Source organism: Frateuria sp., assembly GCF_035944355.1.
Taxonomy (GTDB): domain Bacteria; phylum Pseudomonadota; class Gammaproteobacteria; order Xanthomonadales; family Rhodanobacteraceae; genus Frateuria_A.
In genome coordinates, this window is record NZ_DASZBH010000009.1 from 1 (window position 1) to 26996 (window position 26996).

Sequence of the window (26996 nt, forward strand, 5' to 3'; positions counted from 1 at the left end):
GCGCATCGGCTACCACTTCATCTATCCCGGTGCCGGCTACGGCGGCTCGTGCTTTCCCAAGGACGTGCAGGCGCTGGAGCGCACCGCGCGCACGGTGGACTACCCGGCCCGGCTGCTGGGCGCGGTGGAGGCGGTCAACCAGGCGCAGAAGGGCAAGCTGTTCGAGCTGATCGAGCGGCACTACGGCGGGCAGCTGAAGGGCAAGACGGTCGCCCTGTGGGGCCTGGCGTTCAAGCCCAACACCGACGACATGCGCGAGGCCTCCAGCCGGCGGCTGATGGAACAGCTGTGGGCGGCGGGCGCCCGGGTGCGCGCGTTCGATCCGGAGGCGCGCAACGAAACCCGCCGCCTCTACGGCGAGCGGGCGGACCTCACCCTGTGCGAGGACGCCTACGAGGCCCTGGAAGGGGCCGACGTGCTGGCGATCGTGACCGAGTGGAAGGCGTTCCGTGCGCCGGACCTGGCGCGCATCCGCAGCACGCTCAAGGAGCCGGCGGTGTTCGACGGGCGCAACCTGTACGACCCGGCGCAGGTGGAGGAGGCGGGGTTGGCCTACTACGGGATCGGGCGCGGGCGCTCGCTGGCGTCGGTTGCGCTGCCGTCGGCAGCCGCGCTGCGGCCTGCGGCCACGGCCTGAACAGGGCCGCCTGCCGTCGCCCGGTCGCCGGGCGGCGGCGGGCCGCTCTCTTGCGAAGCGGCATCCGCGGGTGCCGCTTCGTGCCGCCCAGGCCCGCGTACGCCACTCCCGCCCATAGCCAGGACGCACCCCGTGAAACGCTTCTACCTTTCCGGACAGCGCACGTTCCGCAACCGAGGTTGCGAGGCGATCGTGCGCAGTACGGTCGCCCTGCTCAGGGACCAGTTCGGCGACGTTGAAGTGCTGGTGCCGTCGATCAGCATCGCGCGCGACAGCGCGCAATGGCCCGGCGCCGCCGAGCATGGCGTGCGCTTCGTGCGGGCCTATCTGCCGCCGCCGGCGCGCTACTGGGTGCAACTGCAAAGCCTGCCGCTGCCGCTGATCAAGCGCGCCGGCTGGCCTTTTCCGATGCCGCGCTGGCTACGCCGCCAGCTGGAGAGCGTCGATGCCGTGCTCGCCGTGGGCGGCGACAACTATTCGCTCGACTACCGCATCCCCACGCCGATCATGAGCGTCGACGGCTGGGCCATGGACATGGGCAAGCCGGTGATCCTGTGGGGCGCTTCGGTCGGGCCGTTCGAGCGCGAGCCGGAGTTCATCGAGCCGGTGACGCGCCATCTGGCGCGCATGCACTTCGTGGCCACCGGCGAATCGATGAGCCACGACTACCTGATCCACAAGCTCGGCCTGCGCAACGTGATCCGCATGGCCGAGCCCTCGTTCTTGCTCGCCAAGGAGCCGGTGGACCTCACGCCCTTCTGGCCCAGCGGCGAGGGCCACGTGCTGGGGCTCAACGTCAGCCGCCTGGTCGAGCGGCACAGGCGGCGCGGCAGAAACGTGCATGCGGAACTGGAAGCGTTTGTCCGCTACGCCGTGAAGGAGCACAGGCTGGGCGTGCTGCTGATCCCGCATGCCGACCCGCTGCGCGAGGACGCGCAAGGCGGCGACGCGTGCTACATGGCACCGCTGCTGGAACGGCTGGCCGATCTGGGGGGTGCGGTGCGGATGATGCCCAACACCTTCAATGCGGCGCAGACCAAGTACGTCATCAGCTATCTGCGCTTCTTCGTCGGCGCGCGCGCGCACGCCGTGATCGCCGCGCTGTCCAGCGGCGTGCCGACCGTATCCATCGCCTACAGCGTCAAGGCCTGCGGCATCAATCGCGACCTCTTCGGCAGCCAGGAAACGGTGCTGCAGGCGCGCAACCTGTCCATGCGGACGCTGCGCGAATCGCTGGAGCGGCTGGTGCAGCGCGAGGACGCCCTGCGCGACCTGCTCGGGCAGCGCCTGGTCGAATCCCAGCTGGCCGCGCGCGCCGCCGCCGCGCGCATTTCCGACTGCCTGTGTTGAATACCGGAGCAACCATGCAAGCGAACAACGAAGTGGACAAGCCGCACATCGGCCCGAGCACGATCGGGCTGGCGCCTGCCGGCGGCGCCGCCGCACCGCGCCAGGTCGCGCCGGTGAGCGTGGTGGTGCCCTGCTATCGCTGCGCCGACACGATCGGGCCGGCGGTCGCTTCGGTGGCTGCGCAGGCGCTGATCCCGGCCGAAGTGCTGCTGGTCGACGACTGCAGCGGCGACGGCACGCTCGAGCGCCTGCATGAAGTGGCGCGCGGCTATCCGGTCGGGTGGGTCAAGGTGCTGACGCTGCCGCGCAATGGCGGTCCCTCCGCCGCGCGCAACCTCGGCTGGGCTCATGCGCGCCAGACCTACGTGGCGTTCCTGGATGCCGATGACACCTGGCATCCGGAGAAGCTCTCGATCCAGATGAAGGCGCTGGCGGAGGATCCGCAGATCGCCCTGATCGCTCATTCGATGAACGTGCAGTCGCGCACGCAACCGCCGCCGGTGGTGCGCTATCCGGTCACGGTGCGGGTGCTGCCCCCGAAGCTTCCTTTGCTGGGCAGTCCCTTCCCGACGGCATCGATCGTGCTGCGGCGCGACCTGCCTTTCCGCTTCGACGAGAACCGCCGCCGCGCCGAGGACTTCATGCTGTGGGCGCAGGTGCTCCTTTCGGGCCACCGCTGCGCACGCATCGATCCGGTGCTGGCCTCGTGGCACAAGGCGCCCTTCGGTGTCGGGGGCTTGAGCGGCGACATGCCGGCGATGTACGCCGCCGCGCGCGACGTCCGCCGCAGCCTGCACGCGCTGGGGCTGTTGAGCTGGCCGCGGATGCGCGCGGCCGACGCGCTCAGCCTGCTCCGCTACGGCCGGCGCATCGTGCTGACCCGCGCACGGCGATTCTCCGCCCGTCCACAAGCCGTTCCTCTAGACCAGGCGAGTTGAACACCATGGAACAGACCCTTGCACTGAACGACACCCCGTCCAGCACCAACGCCCGCGTCCTGCTCGGGCTGATGATGGTCGCGGCGCTGGTCGTGTTCATCGACATGGCCGTGGGCACCCGCGGCATAGACATCGGCACCGACACGCCGGTGTATGCCGGCCTGTACCAATCGATGACCCATCATGGCCTGGTGCAGAGCCGCTTCGAGCCGGTTTTCTATTACCTCACCGCGGCCATCGCCGGCCTGGGCGTCAGCCTGACCACCTACCAGAGCGTGCTGTTCCTGGTGATGATCGGCACCGTGTTGGTGGCCAGCCGCCGCTACCACGACTATCTGCAGAGCCAGACGAGCTACATGACCTTCCTGGTCGCCGCGCTGTTGTTTCTGTTCGTCTCGCCGGTCATGTCCAACGCCTCGATCAACGTGGTGCGCCAGGGGCTGGCCTCGCTGCTGGTCTTCACCGCGTTGCTGGCCTTTCACCAGCGGCAGTGGCGCGCCTTCTTTTTGTGGGGCTTGCTGGCGGCCGGCTTCCACTACTCGGCGTTCCTGTACCTGATGTTCGCGCCGGTGCTGCTGCTCAAGCCGAAGCTGCAGCGCGCGCTGGGAATCTGCGCCTTCCTCGCCTATTGCAGCGGCCTGACCATGGTGCTGGTGAGGGCGCTGGTGCCCGCCATGTACACGCTGTTGATGGCCTACGAGGGCGGCACCAACTACAAGACCGGCGTGCGACTGGATTTCGCGGTGTTCTCGCTGTTCTGGTACCTGCTGCCCTTCATCGTCGCCCCGTTGGTGCACGAGCCGGTGCGCGATCGCATCAAACGCAGCACGGCCATCTACCTGGTGCTCATGCTGCCGTTCTTCGCCGTGGGCTGGGGCACGTTCTCCAACCGCTATCTCTTGCCGGCGTGGCTGTCGGCTTCGCTGATCGTGGCGGCGATCTGCTGCGACAACCGTTTTTCGCCGCTTCGCAATCCGGTCGTGTTGCGCCTGGGCCTGCTGGCCGCCACGGGGCTCTTCTACTTCTACGTGACGCGCGGCATCGTGGTCTGACCCGCAGCCCGCCGCTGGCGGCGGGCTGCGTCCATACGGCCGGGCGAGTTGCGTGCGCCGGCCGCAAACCCGCCACGCGGTCTGTTGTGGCCGCGCGACGTTTAATGAAGGTGGGCTCATGACAGTCACCATCGAAGTTCCTGCCGCGGCGACGGGGCGCCGCATCCAGATCGGCCTTTCACCGCACCAGGGAATACCGGACTTCGCGCCGCTGGCCGACTATCCGGGTGGCGCCGCGGCGCTGGACCTGGTCTCGGTGGCCGACCTGCTGCGCAACTCGTTCGTCTATCCGCCGCACACGATCTTCAAGGACGTCAAGGTCGCCACCACCGGCTTCGATCCGTCGCAGGACCTGTATGACAGCCCGCGCTTCCATTTCGCCCGCCAGTCGGCCGCCGCGACGTCGCGGCCGGCCGCGGCCGCGGTGGACATGCACGAACTGGTGGACACCTACCACCGCCTGCTGTGCGAGGCGGTGACCGACAGCTGTTCGGCGATGCGCTCGCCCTGGCTGCTGCAAAGTGGCGGCAAGGACTCCACCTCGATGGCCATCGCGGTGGCGCAGGTCCGGCCGCAGACCACCTGCGTGACCTACTTGGGTGGTTCGGAAGAGAACGAAGTAGCCTCCGCGCGCCTGGTGGCGCGCCGGCTCGGGCTACGTCACGAGTCGCTGGTGTGCGATCCGGCCCGCGCCTACGAGCGTTACCTGGCGATGGTGCCGCGGATGCCGCTGCTCACCGCCGATTTCGCCGTGCTCTCCTACGCGGACCTGGCCACCGAGATCCTCGCCAGCGGTGGCGACGGCATCGTCGACGCACTCGGCTCGGATCCGTACTTCGGCGTGCCGGCGCCCTGGCAGCAGCGGATGCTCGGCCTGCTCGCGCGCGGCCTGCGCCTGCCGCCAGGGGTGTTCCGTTCCAGCCTGGTCGGGCGCAACTTCAAGCTCTGCTACGCGCTGGGCACCCTGCAGATGGATGCGTTCGAGCGCTTCTACGCCGGCTCGCGCTTCACCGACGCCGAGGTCGATGCACTGTTCGGCCGGCCGGTCGCCGACCGCTCCCGCCAGCGGCTGGAGCTGTTCCGCGCGGACATCGCCGCGGCCAGGACACAGGAGGCGCGCCGCCGCGTGTCGGCCACGATCGTGGAGGCGGCGATCTTCGGCAAGGGCATGTATGCCGCCAGTGCGCTGGGCCTGCGGCTTGCCTATCCGTATTGCGAGGCGCCGCTGTGCGACTGGGTGTTCAACCGGGTGCCCGACGAGTACCTGATGGCGCCGGACGGCACCAACAAGGTGCTGGTACGCAAGCACATCGCGCGTTATTTCCAGCAGTTGCCCTACGTGCAGCACAAGGGCTCGTTCCGCTTCGACCTGTGTGGCCTGGCGCATCAGCGTTTCGACCAGGTGTACGACTTCGCCAGGCAGGCGCAGCCGCTGTTGCCGGGGGCGCCGCGCTGGCTGGAGGCGCATCGCCACCAGCTTGGCAACAAGTACTTCGCCTCCAAGTTCTACCTGCTGGCGATCGTGTTGCCCTGGCTGCTCGATCGCATGAAGACGGCGCAGGTTTCCACGGCGGCGCGCTTCGAACCCGCGCCACGTGAACGCGCGCAAACGCCGGAAAACGAGGCGCCCCCGGGCGCGATGTTTTCACCCGGCGATGGCAAACGCACTGATATCTGGAACGCATCGGGCAGCACGCTGGCGACGACGCAAGCCGTTCGGCGACCAGCCCCTGCTGCCAACCGATCCCCTGGATACGAAGCCGACGCCATGCCCACCCCTGCAGTTGCACTGCATCCCGACCGCCGCATCAAGCTCAGCACCTCTCCCTACCGAGGGGAGGTGGACTTCACGCCGCTGTCCCGGCTGGGTGGCGGCCATCCGCTGGACCCGGTCTCGATCGCCGACCTGTTGCGCAACGCCTTCGTCTATCCGCCGCATTCGATCTACCGCGACGTGAAGGTGGCCAGCCTCGGCTTCGACCCGGACCGCGACCTGCACACCTCGCCCGAATACACCTTCGCTTACCGCTCCTCGCCCGCGCCGTCCCGTCCGGCGGAGCAGGCGGTGGACGAGGGCACGCTGGTGGAGACCTATCACCGCCTGCTGTGCGAAGCGGTGACCTGCTCCACCGCCGGCATGCATTCGCCCTGGCTCCTGCAGAGCGGCGGCAAGGATTCCACCTCGCTGGCGATCGCGGCGGCCGAGACGAGGCCCGATACGCATTGCCTGACCTACCTGGGCGGGCGCGAAGAAGACGAGGTGACCTCGGCTCGCGCGGTCGCGCGCCAGCTCGGCCTGCGCCACCAAGCCCTGGTATGCAAGCCGGCACGGGCGTACGACCGCTACCTGGCGATGGTGCCGCGCATGCCGCTGCTCTCGGCCGACTTCGCCCTGCTTTCCTACGCCGACCTGACCACCGAGATCGCGCAGGCCGGCGGCGACGGCGTCATCGACGGCCTGGGTTCGGACATTTATTTCGGCACGCCGGTGGATCTCAAGCGCAAGCTGCTCACCCGCCTGGCGCGCAGCGTGCGTCTTCCGGCGCGGCTGCTCGATGCGCGGCCGATCAACCGCAGCTTCGCCGCCTGCTTCGTGCTGGCGACGCTGGGAATGGATCCGTTCGAGCGCTATTTCCCGGGCTCGCGATTCAGCGACGCCGAGGTCGACCGCCTGCTCGGCCGGCCGGTGGCCGCGCAATCACGCCAGCGCCTGCAGGTGTTCCGCGAGGAGCTGGCGGCCACGCGCACCGCCGAGGCGCGCAAGCGCGTCTCGGCCGCCATCGCCGAGGCGGCCGCCGCCTTCCCCAAGGGGCAGTACACGACGACCGCGCTCGGGCTGCGCCAGGCCTACCCGTTCTGCGACGCGCGGCTGCGCGAGTGGGTCTACCGCGAGGTGCCCGATTCGCAGCTGATCGACCGCGACGGCCACAACAAGCCGCTGGTGCGCAAGCACATCGCGCGGCGCTTCGCCGAACTGCCGTACGTCAAGGCCAAGGGCAGCTTCCGCTTCGACCTGTGCGGCCTGGCCGCCGAGCGCTTCGAGCAGGTGCACGCTTTCGCGGTCGAGGCGCGCGACCTGCTCCCGGGCGCAACGCGATGGCTGGAGGCGCACCGCGGCCGCATGGAGAACAAGTTCTTCGCTTCGAAGTTCTACCTGCTGGCGATCACCTTGCCCTGGCTGCTCAGCCGCGCGGATGCCGGCTTTCCGGTCCCGGAGGAACATGCATGACTCACCATGACGAAGCCGCTCGCCGCGCGTTCCTGCGCCGCACCCTGGCCCTGTCCGCGGCGACGCTGCTGGCGCCGGTCTCCTATCGTGCGGCGGCCAGCAACAAAGTCATCGACGTACGCAACAAGGGCGCGCGCGGCAATGGCAACGACGACGACACTGCAGCCATCCAGGCGGCGATCGATGCGCTGCCCGCCAGCGGCGGCACGGTGCACGTGCCTGCGGGTAACTACATGGTCGATGCCTCCAATGCGATCAATCTGCGCTCCAACGTGCGCCTGGAGATGGCGCCGGATGCCCAGTTGACCGCGATTCCCAATGCGCTCAAGCGCTACCATGTCATCAAGGTGTGGGACGCGGACAACGTGCAGATCGTCGGCGGCCGCATAGTCGGCGAGCGCGAACAGCACCAGGACGTCCAGGGCGAATGGGGCTACGGCATCAACATCACCGGCTCGCGCAACGTCACGGTCACCGGCACCCACATATCCGGCTGCTGGGGCGACGGCGTGCTGATCAGCGCCAAGGGCAAGGGTCCGGGCATGGAGATGGCTTCGGACATTACCTTGCAGAACGTGGTGTGCACCAACAACCGCCGCCAGGGCATGTCGCTGGGCCCATGCCAACGCGTGCGCATTCTCAATTGCACCTTCAGCGACACCGAGGGCACCAAGCCGCAGTCGGGCATCGACCTGGAGCCGATGGGGCAGGGCCAGGTCAGCGACGTATTGATCCAGGGCTGCACCATGAGCGGCAACAAGGGCTGCGGCGTGGAGGTCCACCGCAACGTGACGGGCCTGGTGATCCGCCAGTGCACCATTCGGGACAACTCCGGCTACGGCATCCTGGCGGTCGACATGGACAACCTGTGGGTCGACGACAACACCATCGCCAGCAACGGCATGAACGGGATCACGCTGGGCGGCCACACCAGTGACGTGAAGATCACCGGCAACACCCTATCGTCCAACAGCACGCGCTACCTGCACCGCGCGCTCAAGGCGATGGTTTCCGGTCCGCGCGGCGGCGACTCGCACCAGACCGACCTGCGCATCGACGACTCCACTTCCAACGTGCACGTGTCCGGCAACACCTTCGCTTCCTAGCGCGTCATGCGCGGGCTGGAGCACCAAAGCTAAGGGATTCCCAAGCGATGAAATTCGTCTTCTACGCCAACACCGATTGGTATCTGTACAACTTCCGCCTGTCCACCGCGCAGCGGCTCAAGGCCGACGGCCACGAGGTGGTGATGCTCTCGCCGCCCGGCCCCTTCGGCGGGCGCTTCGCCGCGCGCGGGTTCCGCTGGATCACGCTGCCGATGGACCGCGCCAGCCTCAACCCCTTGCGGGAGGCGATGACGCTCAAGCACCTGGTCCGCGTGCTGCGCCGCGAGAAGCCGGACCTGCTGCACAACTTCACCGTCAAGTGCGCGGTGTACGGCGGCACGGCGGCGCGGCTGGCCGGGGTGCCGGCGACCGTCAACGCGGTCGCCGGCATGGGCTACGTGTTCACCAGCAACAGCGTCAAGGCCCGCTGCCTGCGTCCGCTGGTGCGGGCGATGATGCGCGGATCGCTCGATCACCGCCGTTCGCTGCTGATCCTGCAGAACCCGGACGACGCGGAAATCTTCCGTCGCTCGCGGCTGGTGGCGGAGGACCGCATCCACGTCATCCGCAGCTCCGGCGTGGACACCTCGCGCTTCCGTCCCAGCTCGATGTCCGGGCGCGACGGCCGGCTGCGGGTGCTGCTCGCCGCGCGGCTGCTGTGGGAAAAAGGCATCGGCGAGTACGTCGATGCCGCGCGCAGGCTCAAGGCGCAGGGGCGCGACATCGAGTTCGTGCTCGCCGGCGCCCCGGATCCCGGCAACCCGCGCTCGGTCAAGCCGGAGCAGGTGCAGCGCTGGGCCGAGGAGGGCGTGATCACCTGGCTCGGCCATGTGGAGGACATGCCCGCCCTGCTTTCCACCATCGACGTGATGGCGCTTCCCAGCTACTACCGGGAAGGCGTACCCAAGAGCCTGATCGAGGGCGCCGCCGCCGGGCTCGCGCTGATCACCACCGACCAGCCCGGCTGCCGCGAGGTGGTCACCCGGCACGGCACGGACGGACTGGTGGTGCCCCCGCGCAACGCCGATGCCCTGGCCGAACTGGTCGCGCGGCTGGACGATGACCGCGAGCTGCTGGCTCGCCTCGGCGCGAAGGCCCGTGAAAAGGCGCTCGGCGAGTTCGACGAGCGGATGGTCATCCAGCGCACTCTCGACGTTTACGAGCGGTTGCTGGGCGCCGACACGCCGGGCGTGTCCTTCGCCCGGCCCGTTTCCTAGCCGCCGTATTTCCGGGGACGAAAAAAAGCCGGGGCAGTTTCCTGCCCCGGCGTGATGCTGTCCGGAGTGGCCCTCTCGGGCCTTCCGGCGGACGCAGCGCCTTACTTGCGCGGCGTCAGCGTGTTGCTGCCCACGGAGTTGGAGTAGGTCTTGGCGCCTACCTGGATGTCGCGGTTGGAATCGCCGCCGGCACGGGTCGGCGAGATGTAGCGCGTGCTGTTGAACTGCAGCTTGTTGCCGCGCACCGACGAGTTGTGGGTAACGCCGCTCAGGCCCACGCCAGCCAGGCCGTTGCGGGTCGCGTAATTGCCGGTGATGTTCAGGTACGGCGCGCTGATCGCCAGGGCGCCGAAGCCGCGGTTGCCGCTGAGCGTGTTGTTGATGATGGTGATGTCGGAAATGTTGTCGTGCAGCTCGATGCCATTGCCGTTGTTGCCGGAAAAGGTGTTCTTCTCCAGGCGCACGGTGCGCACCGGACCTTCCTTCTGCGGCTCGATGTCGATGCCGGCCTCGGGCAGCGTGCCCTTGGTGTCCTTGAAGGTGCTGTTGACGATGTAGACGTGGTTGGCCGGACCCATCGAAAGGCCCTGACGGCGGTTGTTGCTGGAGGTCACGCCGTTGAGGGTCACGTAGTTGGAGAGCACCTGGCTGCGGCTGGTGGTGATCGCGCCCACGAACAGGCCGTCACCCCAGAAGTTGGACAGCTGCACCTGGCGGACCAGCACGTTCTTGGAGCCGGAAACGTTGATGCCGTAACCCCATTCGCCGGTGCGGCCCCGGTGGCTGTAGCGGTCGCCGGTCATCTTGCCGCCGACGATCTCGACGTTGTTGACGTTCCACACCTTGACCACCCAGTAGCGGATGGCGCTGTTCGGGATCACCACCAGCTCCGCCGAGGGGTCGAGCTTGAGGCGGGTGTGGGAGCGCATCTGGATCGGCTTGAGCGCGTTGATCATGTAGCGCCCCGCCGGGATGTAGACCGTGCCGCCGCTGGAGGGCAGGGCGTTGACGGCGGCCTGGATGGCGGCGGTGTCGTCGTGCGAACCGTTACCGCGTGCACCCTTGTTCTTGGCGTTGATGGTGGTGGAGCCGATCGAAAGCGACGGCGTGGCGTTCCACCAATTGGCAGCTGCAGCAGGAAGTGCCACGGCAGACAGGCCCAGCGAAGCGAGAGCGATCATCAAGGACTTCTTTGGCGAGAACGTGCGCTTGGCGGTGGCCGGCTTAGCCGAGAACTGGGTGTCGTGTAGTTTCATCATCAGGGGTTGACCTTCTCGTCACGTGAAAGTGACGCGAACCATGCAGGACCTTCACCAGGCCTAACAAGCTCGACCATAGGGTTCGGTTCATGTAGATCCCGGCAGGCGGCATGGTTGCGTCCGCAGGCGCCCCAACGCGCCCTGCATGGAATGCGTGCGTCGAGAAGGTCGTTCGCGTGGATCGACGGATGTGAGCAGGCGCCTGTGTGTGTGCCCAGCGCCAACAATGTGATGGACGTCGTTGCGCCTTCTTCACATGAAGTTGGCGTTCCCTGCATGTTTTGCCAACGTTGTCATGGAATCGCCGATCGGGCGTCCCTGTCGAGCTTGCTTGCTACGTGACGATCGCGCATTTTTTGCGTGAGCTTCGCGTGAACGAAGCCCCTACCCGACAAACACTCGAGACCCTCGGTTGCCATGAATACCTTCGTCCAGAATCGCAAGTCCGCCATCGTCCGCTCCCTCAAGAAGCCGCTCGCGCTGGCGCTGACCGCCGCCGCCCTTTCCCTCGCCGCCGCGCCGTCCTTCGCGGCCGACTGGTGGACGACCATGCCCGCCACGGTCACCGGTGCGACCACCATCAACGTCAGGACCATGGGCGCGCTGGGCGATGGCGTGCATGACGACACCGCCGCCTTCCAGGCCGCCGTCAACGCGCTGCCCGCCGATGGCGGCACGGTCTACGCCGGCGCCGGCCACTACATGATCAACGCGCTCAAGCCGATCCAGATGCGCTCGCACACCCGCCTGCTGATGGCCGGCTCGGCCACGCTGGAAGTGATCCCCAACAGCGCCAGCCGCTACTGGCTGATCAAGGTGTGGAACGTCAACAACGTGCGCATCGTCGGCGGCAACCTGGTCGGCGATCGCGTCAAGCACATGGGCACCACCGGCGAGTGGGGCTACGGCATCAACGTCTCCGGCTCGCAGAACGTGGTGGTCAAGCAGGTCAAGCTCTCCAACTTCTGGGGTGACGGCATCCTGATCGGCGCGATCACCACCAGCCGCAGCCAGGTGCTTTCCGACTACGTGACCGTGACCGGCGTGACCTCCAGCAACAACCGCCGCCAGGGCATCACGATCGCCCCCTCCAAGCACGTCTATATCGTGGGCAACACCTTCAAGAACAGCATCGGCACGCTGCCCGAGTCGGGCATGGACATCGAGCCGCAGACCGAAGGCCCGGTCAGCGCCGTGCGCGTGGAGAACAACGTGTTCTCCGGCAACAACGGCAACGGCATCGAGCTGCACTCCAACATCTCGGACATCACCTTCGCCAACAACACCCTGACCGGCAACCGCGGCTTCGGCGCGCTGGCGATCAACTCGAACTATCTGACCTTCATCGGCAACAACGCCAACAACAACGGCCTGGCCGGCATCGGCGTGAGCGGCACCACCAACAACGTGTCGATCACCGGCAACACGCTCAAGGCCAACAGCACCCGCTTCGTCTCGCCGACCAACACCAAGAGCGCGCTGAACCGAGACCTGCAGCTGGGCGCCACCACCTACGCCATCTCCGTCTCCGGCAACTTCTATTCCAATCCCAACCTCGACACCTACGCCCAGTAATTTCCTTACCGTAGGTCGTTTCTCCCCGGGGCAGCCGTTGGCTGCCCCTTTTTTTTCGCTCGATTCTTTGACGGCGCCTTGATCCCTTGCGAACAATCCTAGGCCGGATAACTTCTCGAAGGCTGGCCCATGAACACAATGACCCAGGCTGTTCTGGAACCGCGTGCACCCGGCGCGGAGCGCGCGCCGGTAACGAGGGCACCGGTAAGTGTGGTGATCCCCTGCTATCGCTGCGAAAAAACCATCGAGGAGGCCGTCGCCTCGATCGCTGCGCAGACCTTGCCGCCGGCAGAAATCCTGCTGGTGGAGGACGCCAGCGGCGCCGAGACCTTGGCCGCGCTCCACCGCGTCGCGGCCGCCTACGGTCCTGACTGGATCAAGGTGATCGCACTGCCTGCCAATGGCGGTCCTTCGATGGCGCGCAACGTCGGATGGGAGCAGGCGCAGCAGCCGTACATCGCCCTGCTCGACGCCGACGACACCTGGGCACCCCGCAAGCTCGAGCTTCAGATGGCGGCACTGCAGGCGGATCCGTCCATCGCGCTGATCGCGCACCAGGTGCCGGTGCGTACGCGCGGCACGCCCGCCCCCGAACCGCGGCTGCCTGCGGAAGCGCAGATCGTGGGTCGGCGCACCCTGCTGGTTCGCAACCCCTTTCCGACCTCGTCGGTGGTGTTGCGGCGCGACCTGCCATACCGTTTCGACGTCGATTACCGGCGCTCGGAGGACTACCTGCTGTGGTCGCAGATCGTCTTCTCCGGCTACCGCTGCGCAAAGATCGAGCAGCCCCTGGCCATCGCCAACCGGCGGGAGGACGGCGAGGTCGGGCTGAGCGACGATTTTGCGGCAGTCCACCGCGGCCGCAGCCTGCTGCGCCGCAAGCTCGTGCGGGAAGGGCTGCTCACCCGCCGAGAGTACGTCTACGCCAGCGCCGCCGGCATGGCGAACAAGATGCGCCTGCAGTTCTTGCGCCGCATGCGCCATCTGCGCCGGCTGGCCACCTCCCACGCTCAGGCGTAGCGGCCACTCATGTCCGGAACTCCAAGCCACCATGCATGGGGGCCCGCGGGAGGTTCCCTCGTGAACCTCAGCGTCGTGATCCCGGCGTACCGTTGCGAGCAGTGGGTGGAACGCACGATCCGCTCGGTGCTGGCCGAGGGCGTGCCGGAACGCAACATCATCGTGGTCGAGGACGGCGTGTTCGACGCCACCTCGCGGGTGGTGCGGGATACCGGCGCGCGCCTGATCTCGCTGCAGCAGAACGGCGGCGCACCGCGTGCGCGCAACCTGGGTCTGGCGCAGGTGGATACGCCTTATGTCATGTTCCTGGACGCCGACGACTACGTCGAGAACGGGCTGCTCGGGGGCCTGGTCGCGGCGCTCGAGCGCGACGGCGCGGACGTGGCGATCGGCCCGTGGGTCTATCACGGCGAAGGACGCGAGCGCGGCGTGCTGCGCCAGCCGCTGCAGATGGACAACGGCGAGCGGATCTTCCACTGGATCATCCAGGCGTTCTTCCCGCCTTGCTGCATCGCCTGGCGAACCGAGGCCGTGCAGGCGATCGGCGGCTGGGACGAGCGGCTGCGCAAGGACCAGGACGGCGAGCTGATGATCCGCGCGCTGACCAGCGACCTGAAGGTGGCGGTGTCCACCCGGGGCAATGGCGTGTACTGGCAGCACGACTCGCCGCACCGCGTCACGCGGGCGCAGATCCGCGACGTGATGTACGCGGCCGACATCGTTTTCGAGCAGCTCGAGCGCTGGGTGCGCAAACAGGCCGGGCATGATGGCAACAATCCCTACGCGCTGCCGCTGGGCAGGGTGTGCTGCAAGAACGCGTGGGCCGCCTTCGCCAATGGCGAGAACGCGCTGGGCGAGCGCTGGAGCGACAGGGCGCGTTCGTTCGGACTGGACAGCAAGGGCTACAACGCGCGCAGCGCGCTGCTGGCGCGGTTCCTGGGCATCCGCATCTCCTCGCGCATCAAGGCACGCACCGGCGCCATGTACCGGCGCGTCGCGCAACGTTGAGCGCGCAGCCCGGGCGTAGCGTCCATCGCGGGACCGCGATGCGCTATACGGCCGGTTCACGGCCTCGCGGCGAATGTTTGCGGCCTCGACAATACGCCCCGGCCTGCTTGTGCTCCGTCCCGAACCCATCATGACCGATACGCGCGCGCGCGGCGTCCATCGCATGTTCGACATGCAGCACGTGCACCGCGACCTGCGCCGCCACAGCGTGCGCGGAGCGTTCGCCACCATGCTCAGCCAGGCCGGGCTGTTCTGCGTGCAGCTGGCCGGCATGGCGGTGCTCGCGCGCATGCTGACGCCGGCCGAATTCGGCGTATTCGGCAAGACCGTCGCCATGATCGGCTTCATCACGGTGCTGCGTTCCGGAGGGCTGTCGCTGGCCACCGTGCAGAGCGCGGAGATCAACCATGCGCAAGTGAGCACGCTGTTCTGGCTGAACCTGGCGCTGGGCCTGGCTGCCGCCGCGCTGCTGGCCGCGCTCGGGCCGCTGATGGCGTGGTTCTACCGCGACCCGCGCGTGCTGTGGCTGGTGGTGGCGATGGCCGGCTCGATCGTGACCGACAGCCTGGCCATCCAGCACACGGCGCTGATGCAGCGGCAGATGCGCTTCGCCACCATCGGCACGGTGACCGTGGCCGCGCGCATCGCCGGCTTCCTGGTCGCGTTCGCCAGCGCCTGGCTCGGTGCCGGCTACTGGGCGCTGGTGATCCAGTACTACGGCACCAGCGTGACCATGCTCGTGCTGATGGTGTGGAACTGCCGCTGGCTGCCGGGGTTGCCTCGCCGCGGCGTGGGCGTGCGGCCGATGGTGGCGCTGGGGGCGAACCAGAGCGGCTTCAACATCCTCAATTTCGCCAACCGCAACATGGACAACATCCTGATCGGCCGCTTCGTCTCCGACGTCGCGCTGGGCTTCTATACCCAGGCCTACCGGCTGCTGCTGCTGCCGGTGGGGCAGATCAATGCGCCGATCTCCGCGGTGGTGCTGCCGGGCCTGTGCCGCCTGCAGGACCAGCCCGAGCGCTTCGCTCGTTTCTACTACCGCGCGCTGGGCGCGATCACTTTCCTGGGCATGCCGGTGGTGTGCTTCCTGCTGGCCGACGCGCAGGCCGTCATCGAGATCGCCCTGGGCCACCGCTGGCTGCCGGTGGTGCCGATGTTCGAGGCGCTGGGCGTAGCGGCCTTCTTCGGTACCTTCAATGTCGCCGGCGGATGGGTCTACAGCGCGCTGGGCCAGACCTCGCGGCAGCTGCGCCAGCAGCTGGTGGTCACCCCGCTGACGGTGCTCGGGTTTCTGGTGGGGTTGCCCTGGGGCGCATTGGGCGTGGCCGTCTCCTTCAGCGTCACCCGTGCGCTGCTCAGTTGGCCGAGCCTGGCCTGGTGCTACCGCGGTACGCCGATCCGCATGCGGCACACTGCGATCACCCTGGCACGGCCGGCCGCGGCATCGATCGCCGCCGGCCTGGTGCTGCTGGCCCTGCACGCCACCCGCGCGCAGTGGCCTACCTACTGGGTGGTGCTGGATGCGTTGCTCTACGGCGCGGCGTACCTGGCGGCGTGGTTCCTCATGCCCGGCGGGCGCGCCAACCTGCGCGAGCAGGTGCAGATCGTGCAGGAGCTTCGCGCAGGCAAGCGCTGAGCATCGGAGACGCCGCGCGCAGCCACGTTTGCCGAAGCGGCCTGGACGTCATCTTGACCTCGCCGCTGCCACGATCTTGCGGTGGTGACCGGCAGGAAGGGACTTTCATGCACGATTTCCTCAAGGACTTACCGCACCCCTTCCGGCAGGCGCGACGGATCGGGCGCTCGTGCATCCGCTTCTGCCAGCACCGGGCGGCGCACGTGTATCCGCAGCCGGTAATCATCGGCGGCAGCCCCAAGTCGGGCACCACGGCCATCGCGGCGCTGCTGGCCAAGGCCATCGGCACCCGATTCAGCAACGACCCGTTCTGGCACGTCCTGTACCACGACTCGAAGGATTTCCTGCTGCCGGACATCCTGGAAGGGCGGCTCACCGTCGACGCCTTCGTGCAGCGCTTCAGCGCGTATTTCCAGGCCGGTATCATCAAGGACCCGGACTTCGCCTTCCTCTATCCGCAATTGAAGGCACGTTTTCCGCATTCGCCGCAGGTGTTCGTGGTGCGCGACCCGCGCGACAACATCCGCAGCATCCTCAACCGGCTGAAGCTTCCCGGCAACCTGCGCGAACTGGAGCCGGAGGACAGCTTCATCCCGCCGAGCGACAAGGGTTGGCGGGCCATCATCGACGGGCGAGGCCTGGCGATCAGCAGCGGCAATTACGTATCGCGGCTGTCCCAGCGATGGAGCCTCGGGGTCCACGGGTACCTGGATGCGCAGTCGTCCATCCACCTGGTGCGCTACGAAAATTTCATGGCCGACAAGGTGGGAGTCATCGAGCAACTGGCGGAAGATCTGGGGCTGAGGGTGGTCAACGACATCAGCGACGAGGCGGATCGGCAGCATCCGCCGCGCCGCGGCGCGGCATCGGAGACATTCTTCGGCCGGGACAACCTGCGCATCATCGAAACCACCTGCGCCAAGGCGATGTCCGCCCTGGGCTATGCGGGGGCGGCCTGATGGAGCCGACCACCTACACCGGTCGCCAGCAGGGGATGTCTGAGCCGCTGCGCTCTCGCAAATACGTTCATGGCCACGCTCCTGCCAGTCCCCACCCCGGCGCTGCGGGCACGAAGGCGGCCAGCCACGCACCGCCGGTCTTCCTGCTCGGTTCGCACAAGAGCGGCAGCAGCCTCCTGCGCAGCCTGCTGGACAGTCATCCCGAATTGGCGGTGCTGCCCAAGGAAACCCACCTGTTCCAATTCACCAATCACTGGGTGGACTACCGGCGGCGGCGCAACGTCCCACGGACGCTCGGCCATCAGGACTTCTTCGATCAGTTGCTGCAGCAGATCCGCCAGGACACCGGCCCGGACAACCCTTACGCCGACGCGCCGGGCTTCCGCTACCGCATGGACGTGCTCGAGGCGCGCCTGCGCAGGCTCGATCCGGACGACATGCCTTCGTTCTTCCTCGGCTACATGCGCGCCGCCCATGAGGCGGCACTGGGCACGCCGCCCCCGGCCGGGCGCGCGCTGGTGGAGAAGTCGGTGGAGCACGCCGAATTCGCCTATGTGCTGGCCTGCTATTTCCCCGGCGCCCGTTTCATCCACATCGTGCGCAACCCGTACGCCACGCTCGTCGCGGTACGCCGGATGCTGCAGAAGCGCAGCCCCCGCTTTCCGTACCTGTGGCCCATGGCCTCGTCGCTGCACAACTCCTACCACGACCTGTTCACCAACCGGCTGGCGGTGCCCAATTACCTGTGCCTGCGCTTCGAGGATCTCGTCTGCGACACCGAGGCGGTCATGCGCAAGGTCGCGGCCTTCCTCGGCATCGGCTACCAGCCGACGCTGCTCCAGCCGACCTCCATGGGTCGCCCTTGGAGCGGCAACAGCACCAGCAACCAGCCCTTCGAAGGTATCTCCCGACGTCCGCTGGACGAATGGAAGGAGCAGATCAGCGACTACGAGATCGCCCTGGCCAACCATGTCGCCGGTCCGGTATTCGAGGCGTTCGGCTACCACTGGAAGGATGCGCGCCATCCCTATCGCCGGGTCAGACGGGAGCGGCCCAAGACCTATGCGGCCAACCGCATGGCCTTGTGGCTTGGCGTGTAAGCCGCGGCGCCGCCGATATGCCACGGCGGCATGAGGTAAGGCCATCGATTTCTTTTACGGCGCCGTACCAGGATGCAACGATACGCGCCGTCCACGATGCATGACGGAAAGAACGACTCCATGAACCTGGCCGCGACGCCCGACGACACTGCACAACCGCGCCATCGGCCTTCTCCCGATGCCGATGTCGAGGCTCTGGCGGCCTCCTCGCATCTGAAACGGCTGGAGGCCGAAAGCATCTACATCATGCGCGAGGTGGCGGCGGAGTTCTCCAACCCGGTGCTGCTCTATTCGGTAGGCAAGGATTCCTCGGTGCTGCTGCACCTGATGCAGAAGGCGTTCTATCCTGCGCCGCCGCCGATACCCCTGCTGCACGTGGACACCACTTGGAAGTTCCGCGAGATGATCGCGTTCCGCGACCGGCGCGCGAAGGAAACCGGCTGCCGGCTGCTGGTGCATACCAATCGCGAGGGCCTGGAGCAGGGCGTGGGTCCGTTCACCCACGGCGCGGCGGTGCACACCGACATCATGAAGACGCAGGCGCTGAAGCAGGCGCTCGCGCAGCACAGGTTCGACGCGGCCATCGGCGGCGCCCGCCGCGACGAAGAGAAGTCGCGCGCCAAGGAGCGCGTGTTCTCCTTCCGCAACGCGCAGCAGCGTTGGGACCCGAAGAACCAGCGGCCGGAATTGTGGAACCTCTACAACGCCCGCATCCACCAGGGCGAAAGCGTGCGCGCGTTCCCGCTGTCCAACTGGACGGAGCTGGACATCTGGCTCTACATCTACCGCGAAAACATCGAGGTGCCGTCGCTGTACCTGGCCAGAGAGCGTCCGGTGGTCGAGCGCGATGGTCGGCTCATCATGGTCGACGACGGGCGCATGCCACTCGCGCCCGGCGAAGCGCCGCAGATGCGCAAGGTGCGCTTCCGCACGCTGGGCTGCTATCCGCTCACCGCGGCGATCGAGTCGCAGGCCGACACGCTGTCGGCGGTGATCCAGGAAATGCTGGTGGCGCGCACGTCCGAACGACAAGGCCGCGTCATCGACCATGACGCGGTCGCGTCGATGGAAAAGAAGAAGCAGGAAGGATATTTCTGATGGCCGTGGGGCATGCGAATCCGCAGGGCGCGGTCACCGCGATCGACGATTACCTGGAGCGGCACGAGACCAAGAGCCTGTTGCGCGTGATCACCTGCGGCAGCGTGGACGACGGCAAGAGCACCCTGCTCGGGCGCCTGCTGTATGACACCAAGCTGCTGTTCGACGACCAGCTGGCGGCGCTGGAGGACGACAGCCTGCGCCACGGCACGCAGAACGGCGAGCTGGATTTCGCGCTGCTGGTGGACGGCCTCGCGGCCGAACAGGAGCAGGGCATCACCATCGACGTGGCTTACCGGTTCTTCAGCACCGACCGGCGCAAGTTCATCGTCGCCGATTGCCCCGGGCACGAGCAGTACACCCGCAACATGGCCACCGGCGCATCCACGGCGGAAGTGGCCATCGTTCTGGTCGACGCCCGCAAGGGCCTGCTCACGCAGACCCGCCGGCACACCTATATCTGCGGCCTGCTCGGCATCCGCCACGTCGTACTGGCGGTCAACAAGATGGACCTGGTGGGCTACGCGCAGAACATCTTCAGGCGCATCGAGAGCGACTATCGCGTGGTCGCGGCCCAGATGGGCGTCGCACAGGTCACGGCCGTGCCGCTTTCGGCGCTGCGCGGCGAGAACGTTTCCAGGCGTTCCACGATGATGGGCTGGTACAACGGCCCGAGTCTGCTCGAGCAGCTCGAGACGGTGCAGGTCGACCGCGCCGCCGGCAAGCCCGGCTTCCGCATGCCGGTGCAATGGGTGTGTCGGCCCAACCAGAATTTCCGCGGCTACGCGGGACAGGTCGTCGCCGGCTCGATCGCGCCGGGCGACGAAGTGGTGGCCTTGCCCAGCGGGGTGCGCTCTCGCGTGGCGCGCATCGTCACTGCCGACGGCGACCTGCCGCGGGCCGCCGCCGGCGATGCGGTGGCGATCCAGCTGGAGGACGAGCGCGACATCAGCCGCGGGGACGTGATCGCCAGCACCTCCCAGCCGCCCCAGGTGGCCGACCAGTTCGCGGCGCACCTGCTGTGGATGGATGCCGCCGCCCTGCTGCCGGGGCGTCCCTACTGGATGAAGATCGGCGCGCGGCTGGTTACCGCGCAGGTCACCGAGATCAAGCACCGCGTGGACGTGAACACGCAGGAGAAGCGTCCGGCCACGCGCCTGGAGCTCAACGAGGTCGGCTACTGCAATCTGGGGCTCGATCACGCGATCGCCTTCGAGCCCTATGCCGAGAGCCGCGAGCTGGGCGGGTTCATCCTGATCGACCGCCAGACCAACGCCACCGTGGCCGCCGGCACGCTGAGCTTCGCGCTGCGCCGCGCGGACAACATCCATTGGCAGCACACCGACGTCGACCGCGCCGCGCGCGCGCGCATCAAGGGCCAGACCCCGGCCTGCCTGTGGTTCACCGGCCTGTCCGGGTCCGGCAAGTCCGCCATCGCCAACGTGGTGGAAAGGCGGCTGCACGCGATGGGCTACCACACCTACATGCTGGACGGCGACAACGTGCGCCACGGCCTCAACCGCGACCTGGGATTCACCGCGGAGGACCGCGTGGAGAACATCCGGCGGGTGGCCGAGGTGGCCAGGCTGATGGTGGATGCGGGCCTGATCGTGATGGTCTCCTTCATCAGCCCGTTCCGCAGCGAGCGCGGCATGGCCCGCGCCTTGTTCGGCGAGGGCGAGTTCCACGAAGTGTTCGTGGACACGCCGCTGGAAGTCTGCGCGCAGCGCGACCCCAAGGGCCTGTATGCCAAGGCCCGCGCCGGGCAGATCCACAACTTCACCGGCATCGATTCGCCCTATGAGCGGCCCGAGCAGCCGGAGCTGCACCTTGAGACGCCGGGCGCGGCGGTGGAGGAGCTCGCGCAGCGCGTCATCGATACGCTGCTCGGCGGCTGATGGCGAACCATTCCCCCTTGCGGGAGGGAGGGCTCAGATGCACTGCCGTTCGCCGCGCGGGAGCGTCTTCACCTTGCCCGACGCGCCGGCGTGGCGGCTGGTGCCGAAGGCGTGCCGATCATAGAGCTCCTCCAGTTGCCGGTTGCAGCTGGCGATGTCCATGGTCGCGATCACATGCTCGCGTCCGCGACGGCCGAACTGGTCGGCCAGCTCATCGCTCTGCAACAGAGCGACCAGCGCGGCGCGCAGCGCAGCGACGTCCTTCTCGGCGTGGGCGAAGCCGGTCTGGCCGTGCACGATGCCCTCCTGCGCGCCGCCGCGCGCCGAGGTGATCACCGGCACGCCGGCCGCCTGGGCTTCCAGGATCACGATGCCCAGCCCTTCGGCGTCGCCGTTGTCGGCGGTGATGCTGGGCAGGCAGAACACGCGCGTCTGGTCCAGGCACTGGCGCACCCGCTCGGACGGCAGTGCGCCGAGGAAGGTCGCGCGCACGCCCCGCTCCCGGGCGTAGGCCCTCAGTTCCTCGCCCAGCGGCCCGTTGCCGACGATGACCAGGCGGTACTCGGGAAAGTCGTCCTGGATCTGCTCGAAGGCCTCCAGCAGGTAACGGCAGCCCTTCTTTTCCACCAGGCGCCCGACGTACAGGATGTCCCGCCGATCGGCGAGCGGCTTGGGGCCCGGCGTGAATTTCCCGGTGTCCACGCCGATGTGCCGCACGGTGATCTTTTCCTCCGGCAAGCCGAACTCGATCGCCGCCTGCCGGATCGCCTCGGACACCGCGATGAAATGGACCCGCCGGTCCTGCGCCAGCGTCAACAGGCCCTCCGGAAAGCCGCGCATGAAGCTCCCGCCGTTGCCGGCCTCCCACCAGCTGCGGTAGGTGTTGATGTCGTAGCCATGCAGGGTGATCAGGGTCGGCAGGTCCAACCGGCGGGCCAGCGGCCAGATCCGGTAGGCGTCGGTGGCGAAGTGGATGTGCAGCAGGTTCGCATGCTCGGCCCTGAGCGCGCGGAGCTTGGGCCACGACCAGACCAGGTAAGGCGAGCTGCGATTGGCCACGCGCTGCACGATGCGGTGACGGTAGCCGAGCAGGCGCACGTCAAGCCCATCGAGCGCAAGACCGGTGCTGACCCTGCCGTCGCCCGCCAGGATCGCGCGCCAGCCGCGGAGCATGCGCACCTGATCGCGGATGAAGGTTTCGGAGTAGGGCAGCAGCCGCGACTTGTAGACGATCACCTTTGGTCGCTTGTCACCCTGGAGATTCTTGTCGTTGTTCATGGGCGTACATCTGTTCCAGCTGACTGCGGGTTCATGGGCGCGCCCGGGCGCCGTCGGCTTCGTACAGGATGGCCTCAGTGGAGGGCCCGGCCGCTTCACGGAACGTCCTTGCGCCGCGGCTTGGTCCGCGGTGACGGCCCGCGCCCATCGCGTTCATTCCAGTGTGGCTACGCGCGCCGCCGCCGCCGTGGTGCCGCCGCCGCTGGTGGGAAGGTCCTCGTGCAGCGTGGACTCGGGCCAGCCGAACTTGGCGCCGAGTAGCCCGTCCCATTCCTTGGGGTCGAAAATGTAGCGTCCGGCACCCGGGGTGAGCGTGAGCTCGCCGACATAGACGCGTCCCTGGTGCAGGTACAGGTCCACCCGCATGTAACCCAGCGGCTCGGCCAGCCGGCGCGCGATCTGCAGCATCTCGTCCAGCTGGTCGGGCCGCGGCGCCGGGCGGCCGCTGGTCTTCTGATGCAGCAGCTGGAACGGTGCCGGGCGCCAGTCCTCCAGGTACAGGTCCTGCGTCAGGTGCTCGAAGCGGCCCTGCATGTGCTGGATGAAGATGTAGGGTTTCTGGCCCGGGCCAGGATTGAACACGTTGAACTTGAAGTCGTCGGGCGGCCTGCGTTCGGTCAGCAGCGCGTGTTCGAAGATGATGCGCGGGCGGATGTAGCGGTAGTGCTTCTCGCGCATGCGCATCGGGAATTCCGACGTCATCCAGAGGTTGGCCAGACGCGCCAGCTCGGCCGGGTCTTCGTCGTACTTGTCGTGCACGATGCGCAGCTGGCCGAAGCTGTGGTTGGCCTTCATCACGAAACTTCTGGGGAGCTCCTCGAAGGTTTCCGGCACCACCCGCTCGGTGATCAGATGCGCCGGCACCAGGTATTGCGATCCGACCGTTTTGGCGATGTAGCTGCGCACCTCGATCTTGTCGGCCAGCCGGGAAAACAGCGGCGACGGATAGCGCATGCGGTGGAAGATCTTTTCCGAGAAGCGCTGCGGCTGGTGGAAGCGGCACATGCGCCCGTGGGTAAACAGGTACTTGTACTGGTAGAAGGCGCAATCGGGCAGCGCCATCACCAGCGGGGACATCTGTTCGCGGAACGTCTTGAGCTTTTGCGTCATTGCGTTGCCTGTTGCCTGACCGACGCCTGGCGCGGGTGCCGCGGCCCTTCGGTGCGTTCGGGGCCGGACCGTGGCGTTTCCACGAAAGCGGTGGCGCGATTGTCCGCCGTGCCTGGTGGACGGTTCGTGCAATGGGGCTGGGCGGACGCTTCGGTTCGGAGCACGCCTTGCTACGGATTCCGCTGCGGGCCCGGCATGGCCGGTACGTGATGATGCGCTGGTGGAGCGGGGCGGCAGCTCGTCAGAGCGCCGCCCCGCCGGCTCCTGGCTCCTACTTGGCGGCTGAGCCGCGCTTGGATCCTTGAGCCTTCTTGTTGGCATACGGAGACAGCAGCGTCACCGAGGACTGCAGCCGCACCACGTTGCTGGGCAGGCGGCCGGTCGCTTCCAGCGTCTGGCGCGGCGAGGCCAGCGTCGGAGTCGCCGGGGTAGCCTGCAGTTTCTGCCAGACCCGGCCCATCAGCGTCACGTAGATCGCCGTGAGCGCGCCGAAGGCGAGCAGGTTGCTGCCGGGCGCCAGCGAGTGGGTGAGCATGCCGGTCAGCGCCAGCAGGATGGCGAGCGTCACCAGCGCCACCAGCGTGGTGCGCGGGCCGAGGCCGGCGCGCATCATCATGTGGTGTACGTGGCCGCGGTCGGGCTTGAACGGGCTCTTGCCCTCGCGGATGCGCCGCACCATCACCGCCAGCGTGTCGAGCACCGGCAGCGCCACGCACCAGAGCACGTCCATGGTGGACAGCTCGTGGGTCGGGCCGGTCTGGCTCAGGTGGATCAGCGACCAGGCGAGCATGTAGCCGATCACCATGCTGCCGGCGTCGCCCAGGAAGATCTTCCTGCCGACCAGTCCCAGGTTGACCGCCAGGTAGGGCACCAGCGCGCCGGCCAGCAGCACCAGCACGATAACCCCCGGCCACTGCGGCTGGCCCTGGTACATAATGATGGCGCCGATGCTGACCAGCGCCAGCGTGCCGGCCAGGCCGTCGATGCCGTCCATCATGTTGAAGGCGTTGAGCAGGCCGATCACCGCCACGACGGTCAGCGGTATGCCGAACACGCCCAGTTCGAACTCCTGGCCGAACAGGTGGCCCAGCGTGTGGATCTGCACGCCGGTCACCGCGACCATAGTGAGCACGGCAGCGGTCTGCACCAGCAGCCGCGTGCGCACGGACAGGTCGAAGCGGTCGTCCAGCGCGCCCACCAGGGCGAGCACGGCCGCGGTAGCCAGCAGGGCGACGGTGTAGAGATGCGGCTGCCCATCCACCACGGTGCCGGCTAGTACGCCGATGAACGCGGCCAGCCCTCCGATCAGGGGTACGTGGCCGACATGGTGCTTGCGCTCGTTCGGCCGGTCGACCAGGCCCCAGGACTCGGCGAAGCGGTAAAGCACGGCGATCGCCAGCCCCGAGACGCAGGCGGCGGTAAGGCAAGCGATAAGTATCCGGGAGTACTGCATAGTGGCTGTGTCCCATCGTCCTGAATGGGCCATGCCGGCAGACGGAGCTTCCCCGCCACCGAACACGGCACCACCTGCGTGCGCAGGCAAAACCGGATATCCCCGTTCCCTGGCCCGAGTGACCGGGCTTCCGGCAAGAGTAGGCAGCCGCCAGTGCAATTCTCGTCAATGGGAGACAGGCCCCTGCAGCCTGCAAAGCAGGCGCCCAGGCGCCTGTCCGGCCCGCTTGCGGTTCAGCGGAACATCAGGTTGATGGCGACCAGCGAGGCCACCAGCACCAGCAAGGTGAGCGGCACGCCCACGCGCAGGAAATCCTTGCCGCGGTAGCCGCCGGGGCCGGCCACCATCATCAGCGCGGGATGCCCGGAACTGAGCAGGAAGGTGTTGGACGAGGATACCGCCACGATCAGCGCATAGGCCGAAGGGTTGCCGCCGGTGGCCACCGCCACGCTAATGGCGATGGGCACCATCATCACGGTCGCGCCCACGTTCGACATCACCTGCGAGAACAGCAGGGTGAGCACCGCCAGGCAGGCCTGTAGGATCCACGGCGACGCACCCCCCAGGTGGTTGAGCACTTCCTGCGCCAGCCACGCGGCCGTGCCGGTGGCGTCCATCGACCAGCCGAGCGGAATCAGACACGCGGTAACAAAAATCGTCTTCCAGTTGACCGCCTTGTAGGCCTCGTCCATGTTCAGCACGCCGGTCAGCAGCATGCCGATGGCGCCGGTCATCATCGCCACCGACAGGTCCAGGTGGGTGAACAGCGCCAGGCACTTGGCCAGCAGGAAGAAGCCCACCGCCTGCCAGATCTTGCCTGGGCGCTGCTCCTCCTTGGGGATGTCGGTGACGACCACCAGGTCCTTGTCTTCCGAGGCCAGCGCCAGGTCGTGCCAGCTCGAGTGCAGCACCAGCGTGTCGCCGGCACGCAGGCTCACGCCGCGCACGTCGTCGCGGAATACCTGATCGCCACGGTTGATCGCCAGTACCGAGATGCCGTAACGCTTGCGCAGCCGCAGGTCGCCCACGCTCTGCTTGAGGAAGCGCGAGGACGGCGGCAGCACCGCCTCGGAGATGCCGGCACGGGTCGGGTTGAACAGCTCGCCCAATTGCCGCATGCGCGGCGACACCTTGCACAGCTGGTTGTTGGCGAACTGCGCCACCTGGTCGCGCGGCGCCAGCACGCCCAGCACCGAGCCGACCCAGATCACGTAGTCGACGGGCGGCGCCATGCGCGCGTCGTTGCCGCTCTTGATCGCCAGGATCAGCGGCGCGCCGTGCAGCTGTTCCACTTCGCCGATGCTCATGCCGACCAGCGGGCTCTCGGCGGTGACGGTCAGTTCGGCCGTCTCGCCGCCGATGCCGTAGGTCTCGGCGAAGTAGCTTTCGGTACGGCCGGGGGTGACCTTCAGCCGTTCGTCTTCGCGCTCGGGCAGCAGCCGGCGGGTGAACAGCCAGAAGTAGGCGATGCCCAGCAGGGCAAGCAGCAGGCCTACGGGCGTGACGCTGAACAGGCCGAATTTCGGAATGGTGTGCGCGCCCGGCGGCAGGTTGGCGTTGGCGCTTGCGATCAGGTCGTTGAGGACGATCAGCGGGGAGTTGGCGATCAGCGTCGTGTTGGTCGCGGTCAGGATGCAGAAACCCATCGGCAGCAGCAGCCGCGAGATCGGCACGCCGGTGCGCGCGGACAGGCGGCTGGTCACCGGGATCATCAGCGCCGCCAGCGCCTGGCTCGGGATCACCGCACTGAAGAGGCTCGTGACCGAGTTGATCACCACGCCCAGGCGCGACTCCTTGCCGCGCGCCATGCGCATCACGAAGCTGGCGGTCAGCGAGAGCACGCCGGCGCGATCCAGCCCCGCGCCCATGATCATGATCGCGATGATCGCGATCACCGCGTTGCCGGCGAAGCCGTTGAACACGCGATCGGAGGGAATCAGCCCGGTCAGGCCGATCACCACCACCACCAGCAGCGCCACCATGTCGGCGCGGATCCACTCCAGCACCAGCATCAGCATGGTGAAGCCCACCAGCCCGAGCACCAGGATCATTTCGGGGGTGAGCGCGAGG

Annotated in this window: 20 protein-coding genes; 15 read left to right on the forward strand and 5 right to left on the reverse strand. The window is 67.6% G+C overall.

The genetic code is table 11. From position 1 onward, the window contains the following. The 7 genes from VGU03_RS06415 to VGU03_RS06445 form a co-directional block, all read left to right on the forward strand. Positions 1-637: UDP binding domain-containing protein (locus VGU03_RS06415; protein WP_327479533.1), on the forward strand; the 637-nt coding region annotated here is incomplete at its 5' end. 132 nt (positions 638-769) lie between these two features. Then, positions 770-1987 carry a polysaccharide pyruvyl transferase family protein gene (locus tag VGU03_RS06420; protein ID WP_327479535.1) on the forward strand — a complete coding sequence of 406 codons (1218 nt, stop codon included), beginning with the start codon at positions 770-772 and terminating at the stop codon, positions 1985-1987. 14 nt (positions 1988-2001) lie between these two features. Next, positions 2002-2925 carry a glycosyltransferase family 2 protein gene (locus VGU03_RS06425; protein WP_327479537.1) on the forward strand — a complete coding sequence of 308 codons (924 nt, stop codon included), beginning with the start codon at positions 2002-2004 and terminating at the stop codon, positions 2923-2925. A 5-nt stretch (positions 2926-2930) separates the two neighbouring features. Further along, complete coding sequence (locus tag VGU03_RS06430) at positions 2931-3977, forward strand: EpsG family protein (protein ID WP_327479539.1); 1047 nt, start codon at positions 2931-2933, stop codon at positions 3975-3977. Between the two features lie 118 nt (positions 3978-4095). Then, positions 4096-7206, forward strand: coding sequence for an asparagine synthase-related protein (locus VGU03_RS06435; RefSeq protein WP_327479541.1), 3111 nt, complete (start codon positions 4096-4098; stop codon positions 7204-7206). Next, a complete protein-coding gene (locus VGU03_RS06440) occupies positions 7203-8312 on the forward strand; it encodes a right-handed parallel beta-helix repeat-containing protein (protein ID WP_327479542.1) in 1110 nt (369 codons plus the stop codon). The genes VGU03_RS06435 and VGU03_RS06440 overlap by 4 nt, the downstream gene beginning before the upstream one ends. 47 nt (positions 8313-8359) lie before the next feature. Beyond that, the gene (locus VGU03_RS06445) at positions 8360-9529 is read left to right on the forward strand and encodes a glycosyltransferase family 4 protein (RefSeq protein WP_327479543.1); all 1170 of its coding nucleotides are present in this window, start codon (positions 8360-8362) and stop codon (positions 9527-9529) included. A gap of 101 nt (positions 9530-9630) precedes the next feature. Here the strand turns inward: VGU03_RS06445 and VGU03_RS06450 are convergent, their stop codons facing one another. After that, positions 9631-10788, reverse strand: a complete 1158-nt coding sequence (locus VGU03_RS06450; RefSeq protein WP_327479545.1) for a right-handed parallel beta-helix repeat-containing protein — start codon at positions 10786-10788, stop codon at positions 9631-9633. Between the two features lie 417 nt (positions 10789-11205). On the opposite strand from VGU03_RS06450, the gene VGU03_RS06455 reads away from it, so the two are divergent. The 8 genes from VGU03_RS06455 to cysN all read left to right on the forward strand — a co-directional run bounded on the left by VGU03_RS06455 (position 11206) and on the right by cysN (position 21085). Continuing rightward, complete coding sequence (locus VGU03_RS06455) at positions 11206-12363, forward strand: right-handed parallel beta-helix repeat-containing protein (protein ID WP_327479547.1); 1158 nt, start codon at positions 11206-11208, stop codon at positions 12361-12363. Positions 12364-12492: 129 nt separating this feature from the next. Beyond that, complete coding sequence (locus tag VGU03_RS06460; RefSeq protein WP_327479549.1) at positions 12493-13383, forward strand: glycosyltransferase family 2 protein; 891 nt, start codon at positions 12493-12495, stop codon at positions 13381-13383. A 60-nt stretch (positions 13384-13443) separates the two neighbouring features. Then, a complete protein-coding gene (locus VGU03_RS06465) occupies positions 13444-14391 on the forward strand; it encodes a glycosyltransferase family 2 protein (protein ID WP_327479551.1) in 948 nt (315 codons plus the stop codon). Between the two features lie 130 nt (positions 14392-14521). Continuing rightward, on the forward strand, positions 14522-16030 hold the full coding sequence (locus VGU03_RS06470) for a lipopolysaccharide biosynthesis protein (RefSeq protein ID WP_327479553.1): 1509 nt from the start codon (positions 14522-14524) through the stop codon (positions 16028-16030). A 107-nt stretch (positions 16031-16137) separates the two neighbouring features. After that, on the forward strand, positions 16138-16989 hold the full coding sequence (locus tag VGU03_RS06475; RefSeq protein WP_327479555.1) for a sulfotransferase domain-containing protein: 852 nt from the start codon (positions 16138-16140) through the stop codon (positions 16987-16989). Further along, positions 16989-18089, forward strand: a complete 1101-nt coding sequence (locus VGU03_RS06480; RefSeq protein ID WP_327479557.1) for a sulfotransferase — start codon at positions 16989-16991, stop codon at positions 18087-18089. Before VGU03_RS06475 ends, VGU03_RS06480 begins: the two co-directional genes overlap by 1 nt. Positions 18090-18161: 72 nt before the next feature. After that, positions 18162-19187 (forward strand): sulfate adenylyltransferase subunit CysD, encoded by a 1026-nt coding sequence (cysD, locus tag VGU03_RS06485; protein ID WP_414655944.1) that lies wholly within the window; start codon positions 18162-18164, stop codon positions 19185-19187. Then, positions 19187-21085 (forward strand): sulfate adenylyltransferase subunit CysN, encoded by a 1899-nt coding sequence (gene cysN, locus VGU03_RS06490; protein WP_327479561.1) that lies wholly within the window; start codon positions 19187-19189, stop codon positions 21083-21085. Before cysD ends, cysN begins: the two co-directional genes overlap by 1 nt. A 33-nt stretch (positions 21086-21118) precedes the next feature. Here cysN and VGU03_RS06495 read toward each other — a convergent pair whose 3' ends face one another. From VGU03_RS06495 to VGU03_RS06510, 4 genes are all read right to left on the reverse strand, one after another. Then, complete coding sequence (locus tag VGU03_RS06495; protein WP_327479563.1) at positions 21119-22363, reverse strand: glycosyltransferase; 1245 nt, start codon at positions 22361-22363, stop codon at positions 21119-21121. Positions 22364-22516: 153 nt separating this feature from the next. Further along, positions 22517-23473, reverse strand: coding sequence for an ATP-grasp fold amidoligase family protein (locus VGU03_RS06500; RefSeq protein ID WP_327479565.1), 957 nt, complete (start codon positions 23471-23473; stop codon positions 22517-22519). A 271-nt stretch (positions 23474-23744) separates the two neighbouring features. Continuing rightward, positions 23745-24926, reverse strand: coding sequence for an MraY family glycosyltransferase (locus VGU03_RS06505; RefSeq protein ID WP_327479567.1), 1182 nt, complete (start codon positions 24924-24926; stop codon positions 23745-23747). Between the two features lie 233 nt (positions 24927-25159). Beyond that, the gene (locus VGU03_RS06510; RefSeq protein WP_327479738.1) at positions 25160-26977 is read right to left on the reverse strand and encodes an SLC13 family permease; all 1818 of its coding nucleotides are present in this window, start codon (positions 26975-26977) and stop codon (positions 25160-25162) included. Positions 26978-26996: the final 19 nt, after the last annotated feature.

Excerpts from the sequence above, each read along its gene's own strand:
- VGU03_RS06425 (WP_327479537.1), top strand. The coding sequence starts at position 2,002 with ATGCAAGCGAACAACGAAGTGGACAAGCCGCACATCGGCCCGAGCACG.
- VGU03_RS06430 (WP_327479539.1), top strand. The coding sequence starts at position 2,931 with ATGGAACAGACCCTTGCACTGAACGACACCCCGTCCAGCACCAACGCC.
- VGU03_RS06435 (WP_327479541.1), top strand. The coding sequence starts at position 4,096 with ATGACAGTCACCATCGAAGTTCCTGCCGCGGCGACGGGGCGCCGCATC.
- VGU03_RS06440 (WP_327479542.1), top strand. The coding sequence starts at position 7,203 with ATGACTCACCATGACGAAGCCGCTCGCCGCGCGTTCCTGCGCCGCACC.
- VGU03_RS06445 (WP_327479543.1), top strand. The coding sequence starts at position 8,360 with ATGAAATTCGTCTTCTACGCCAACACCGATTGGTATCTGTACAACTTC.
- VGU03_RS06450 (WP_327479545.1), bottom strand. The coding sequence starts at position 10,788 with ATGATGAAACTACACGACACCCAGTTCTCGGCTAAGCCGGCCACCGCC.
- VGU03_RS06455 (WP_327479547.1), top strand. The coding sequence starts at position 11,206 with ATGAATACCTTCGTCCAGAATCGCAAGTCCGCCATCGTCCGCTCCCTC.
- VGU03_RS06460 (WP_327479549.1), top strand. The coding sequence starts at position 12,493 with ATGAACACAATGACCCAGGCTGTTCTGGAACCGCGTGCACCCGGCGCG.
- VGU03_RS06470 (WP_327479553.1), top strand. The coding sequence starts at position 14,522 with ATGACCGATACGCGCGCGCGCGGCGTCCATCGCATGTTCGACATGCAG.
- VGU03_RS06475 (WP_327479555.1), top strand. The coding sequence starts at position 16,138 with ATGCACGATTTCCTCAAGGACTTACCGCACCCCTTCCGGCAGGCGCGA.
- VGU03_RS06480 (WP_327479557.1), top strand. The coding sequence starts at position 16,989 with ATGGAGCCGACCACCTACACCGGTCGCCAGCAGGGGATGTCTGAGCCG.
- cysD (WP_414655944.1), top strand. The coding sequence starts at position 18,162 with ATGCAACGATACGCGCCGTCCACGATGCATGACGGAAAGAACGACTCC.
- cysN (WP_327479561.1), top strand. The coding sequence starts at position 19,187 with ATGGCCGTGGGGCATGCGAATCCGCAGGGCGCGGTCACCGCGATCGAC.
- VGU03_RS06495 (WP_327479563.1), bottom strand. The coding sequence starts at position 22,363 with ATGAACAACGACAAGAATCTCCAGGGTGACAAGCGACCAAAGGTGATC.
- VGU03_RS06500 (WP_327479565.1), bottom strand. The coding sequence starts at position 23,473 with ATGACGCAAAAGCTCAAGACGTTCCGCGAACAGATGTCCCCGCTGGTG.
- VGU03_RS06505 (WP_327479567.1), bottom strand. The coding sequence starts at position 24,926 with ATGCAGTACTCCCGGATACTTATCGCTTGCCTTACCGCCGCCTGCGTC.
- VGU03_RS06510 (WP_327479738.1), bottom strand. The coding sequence starts at position 26,977 with ATGATCCTGGTGCTCGGGCTGGTGGGCTTCACCATGCTGATGCTGGTG.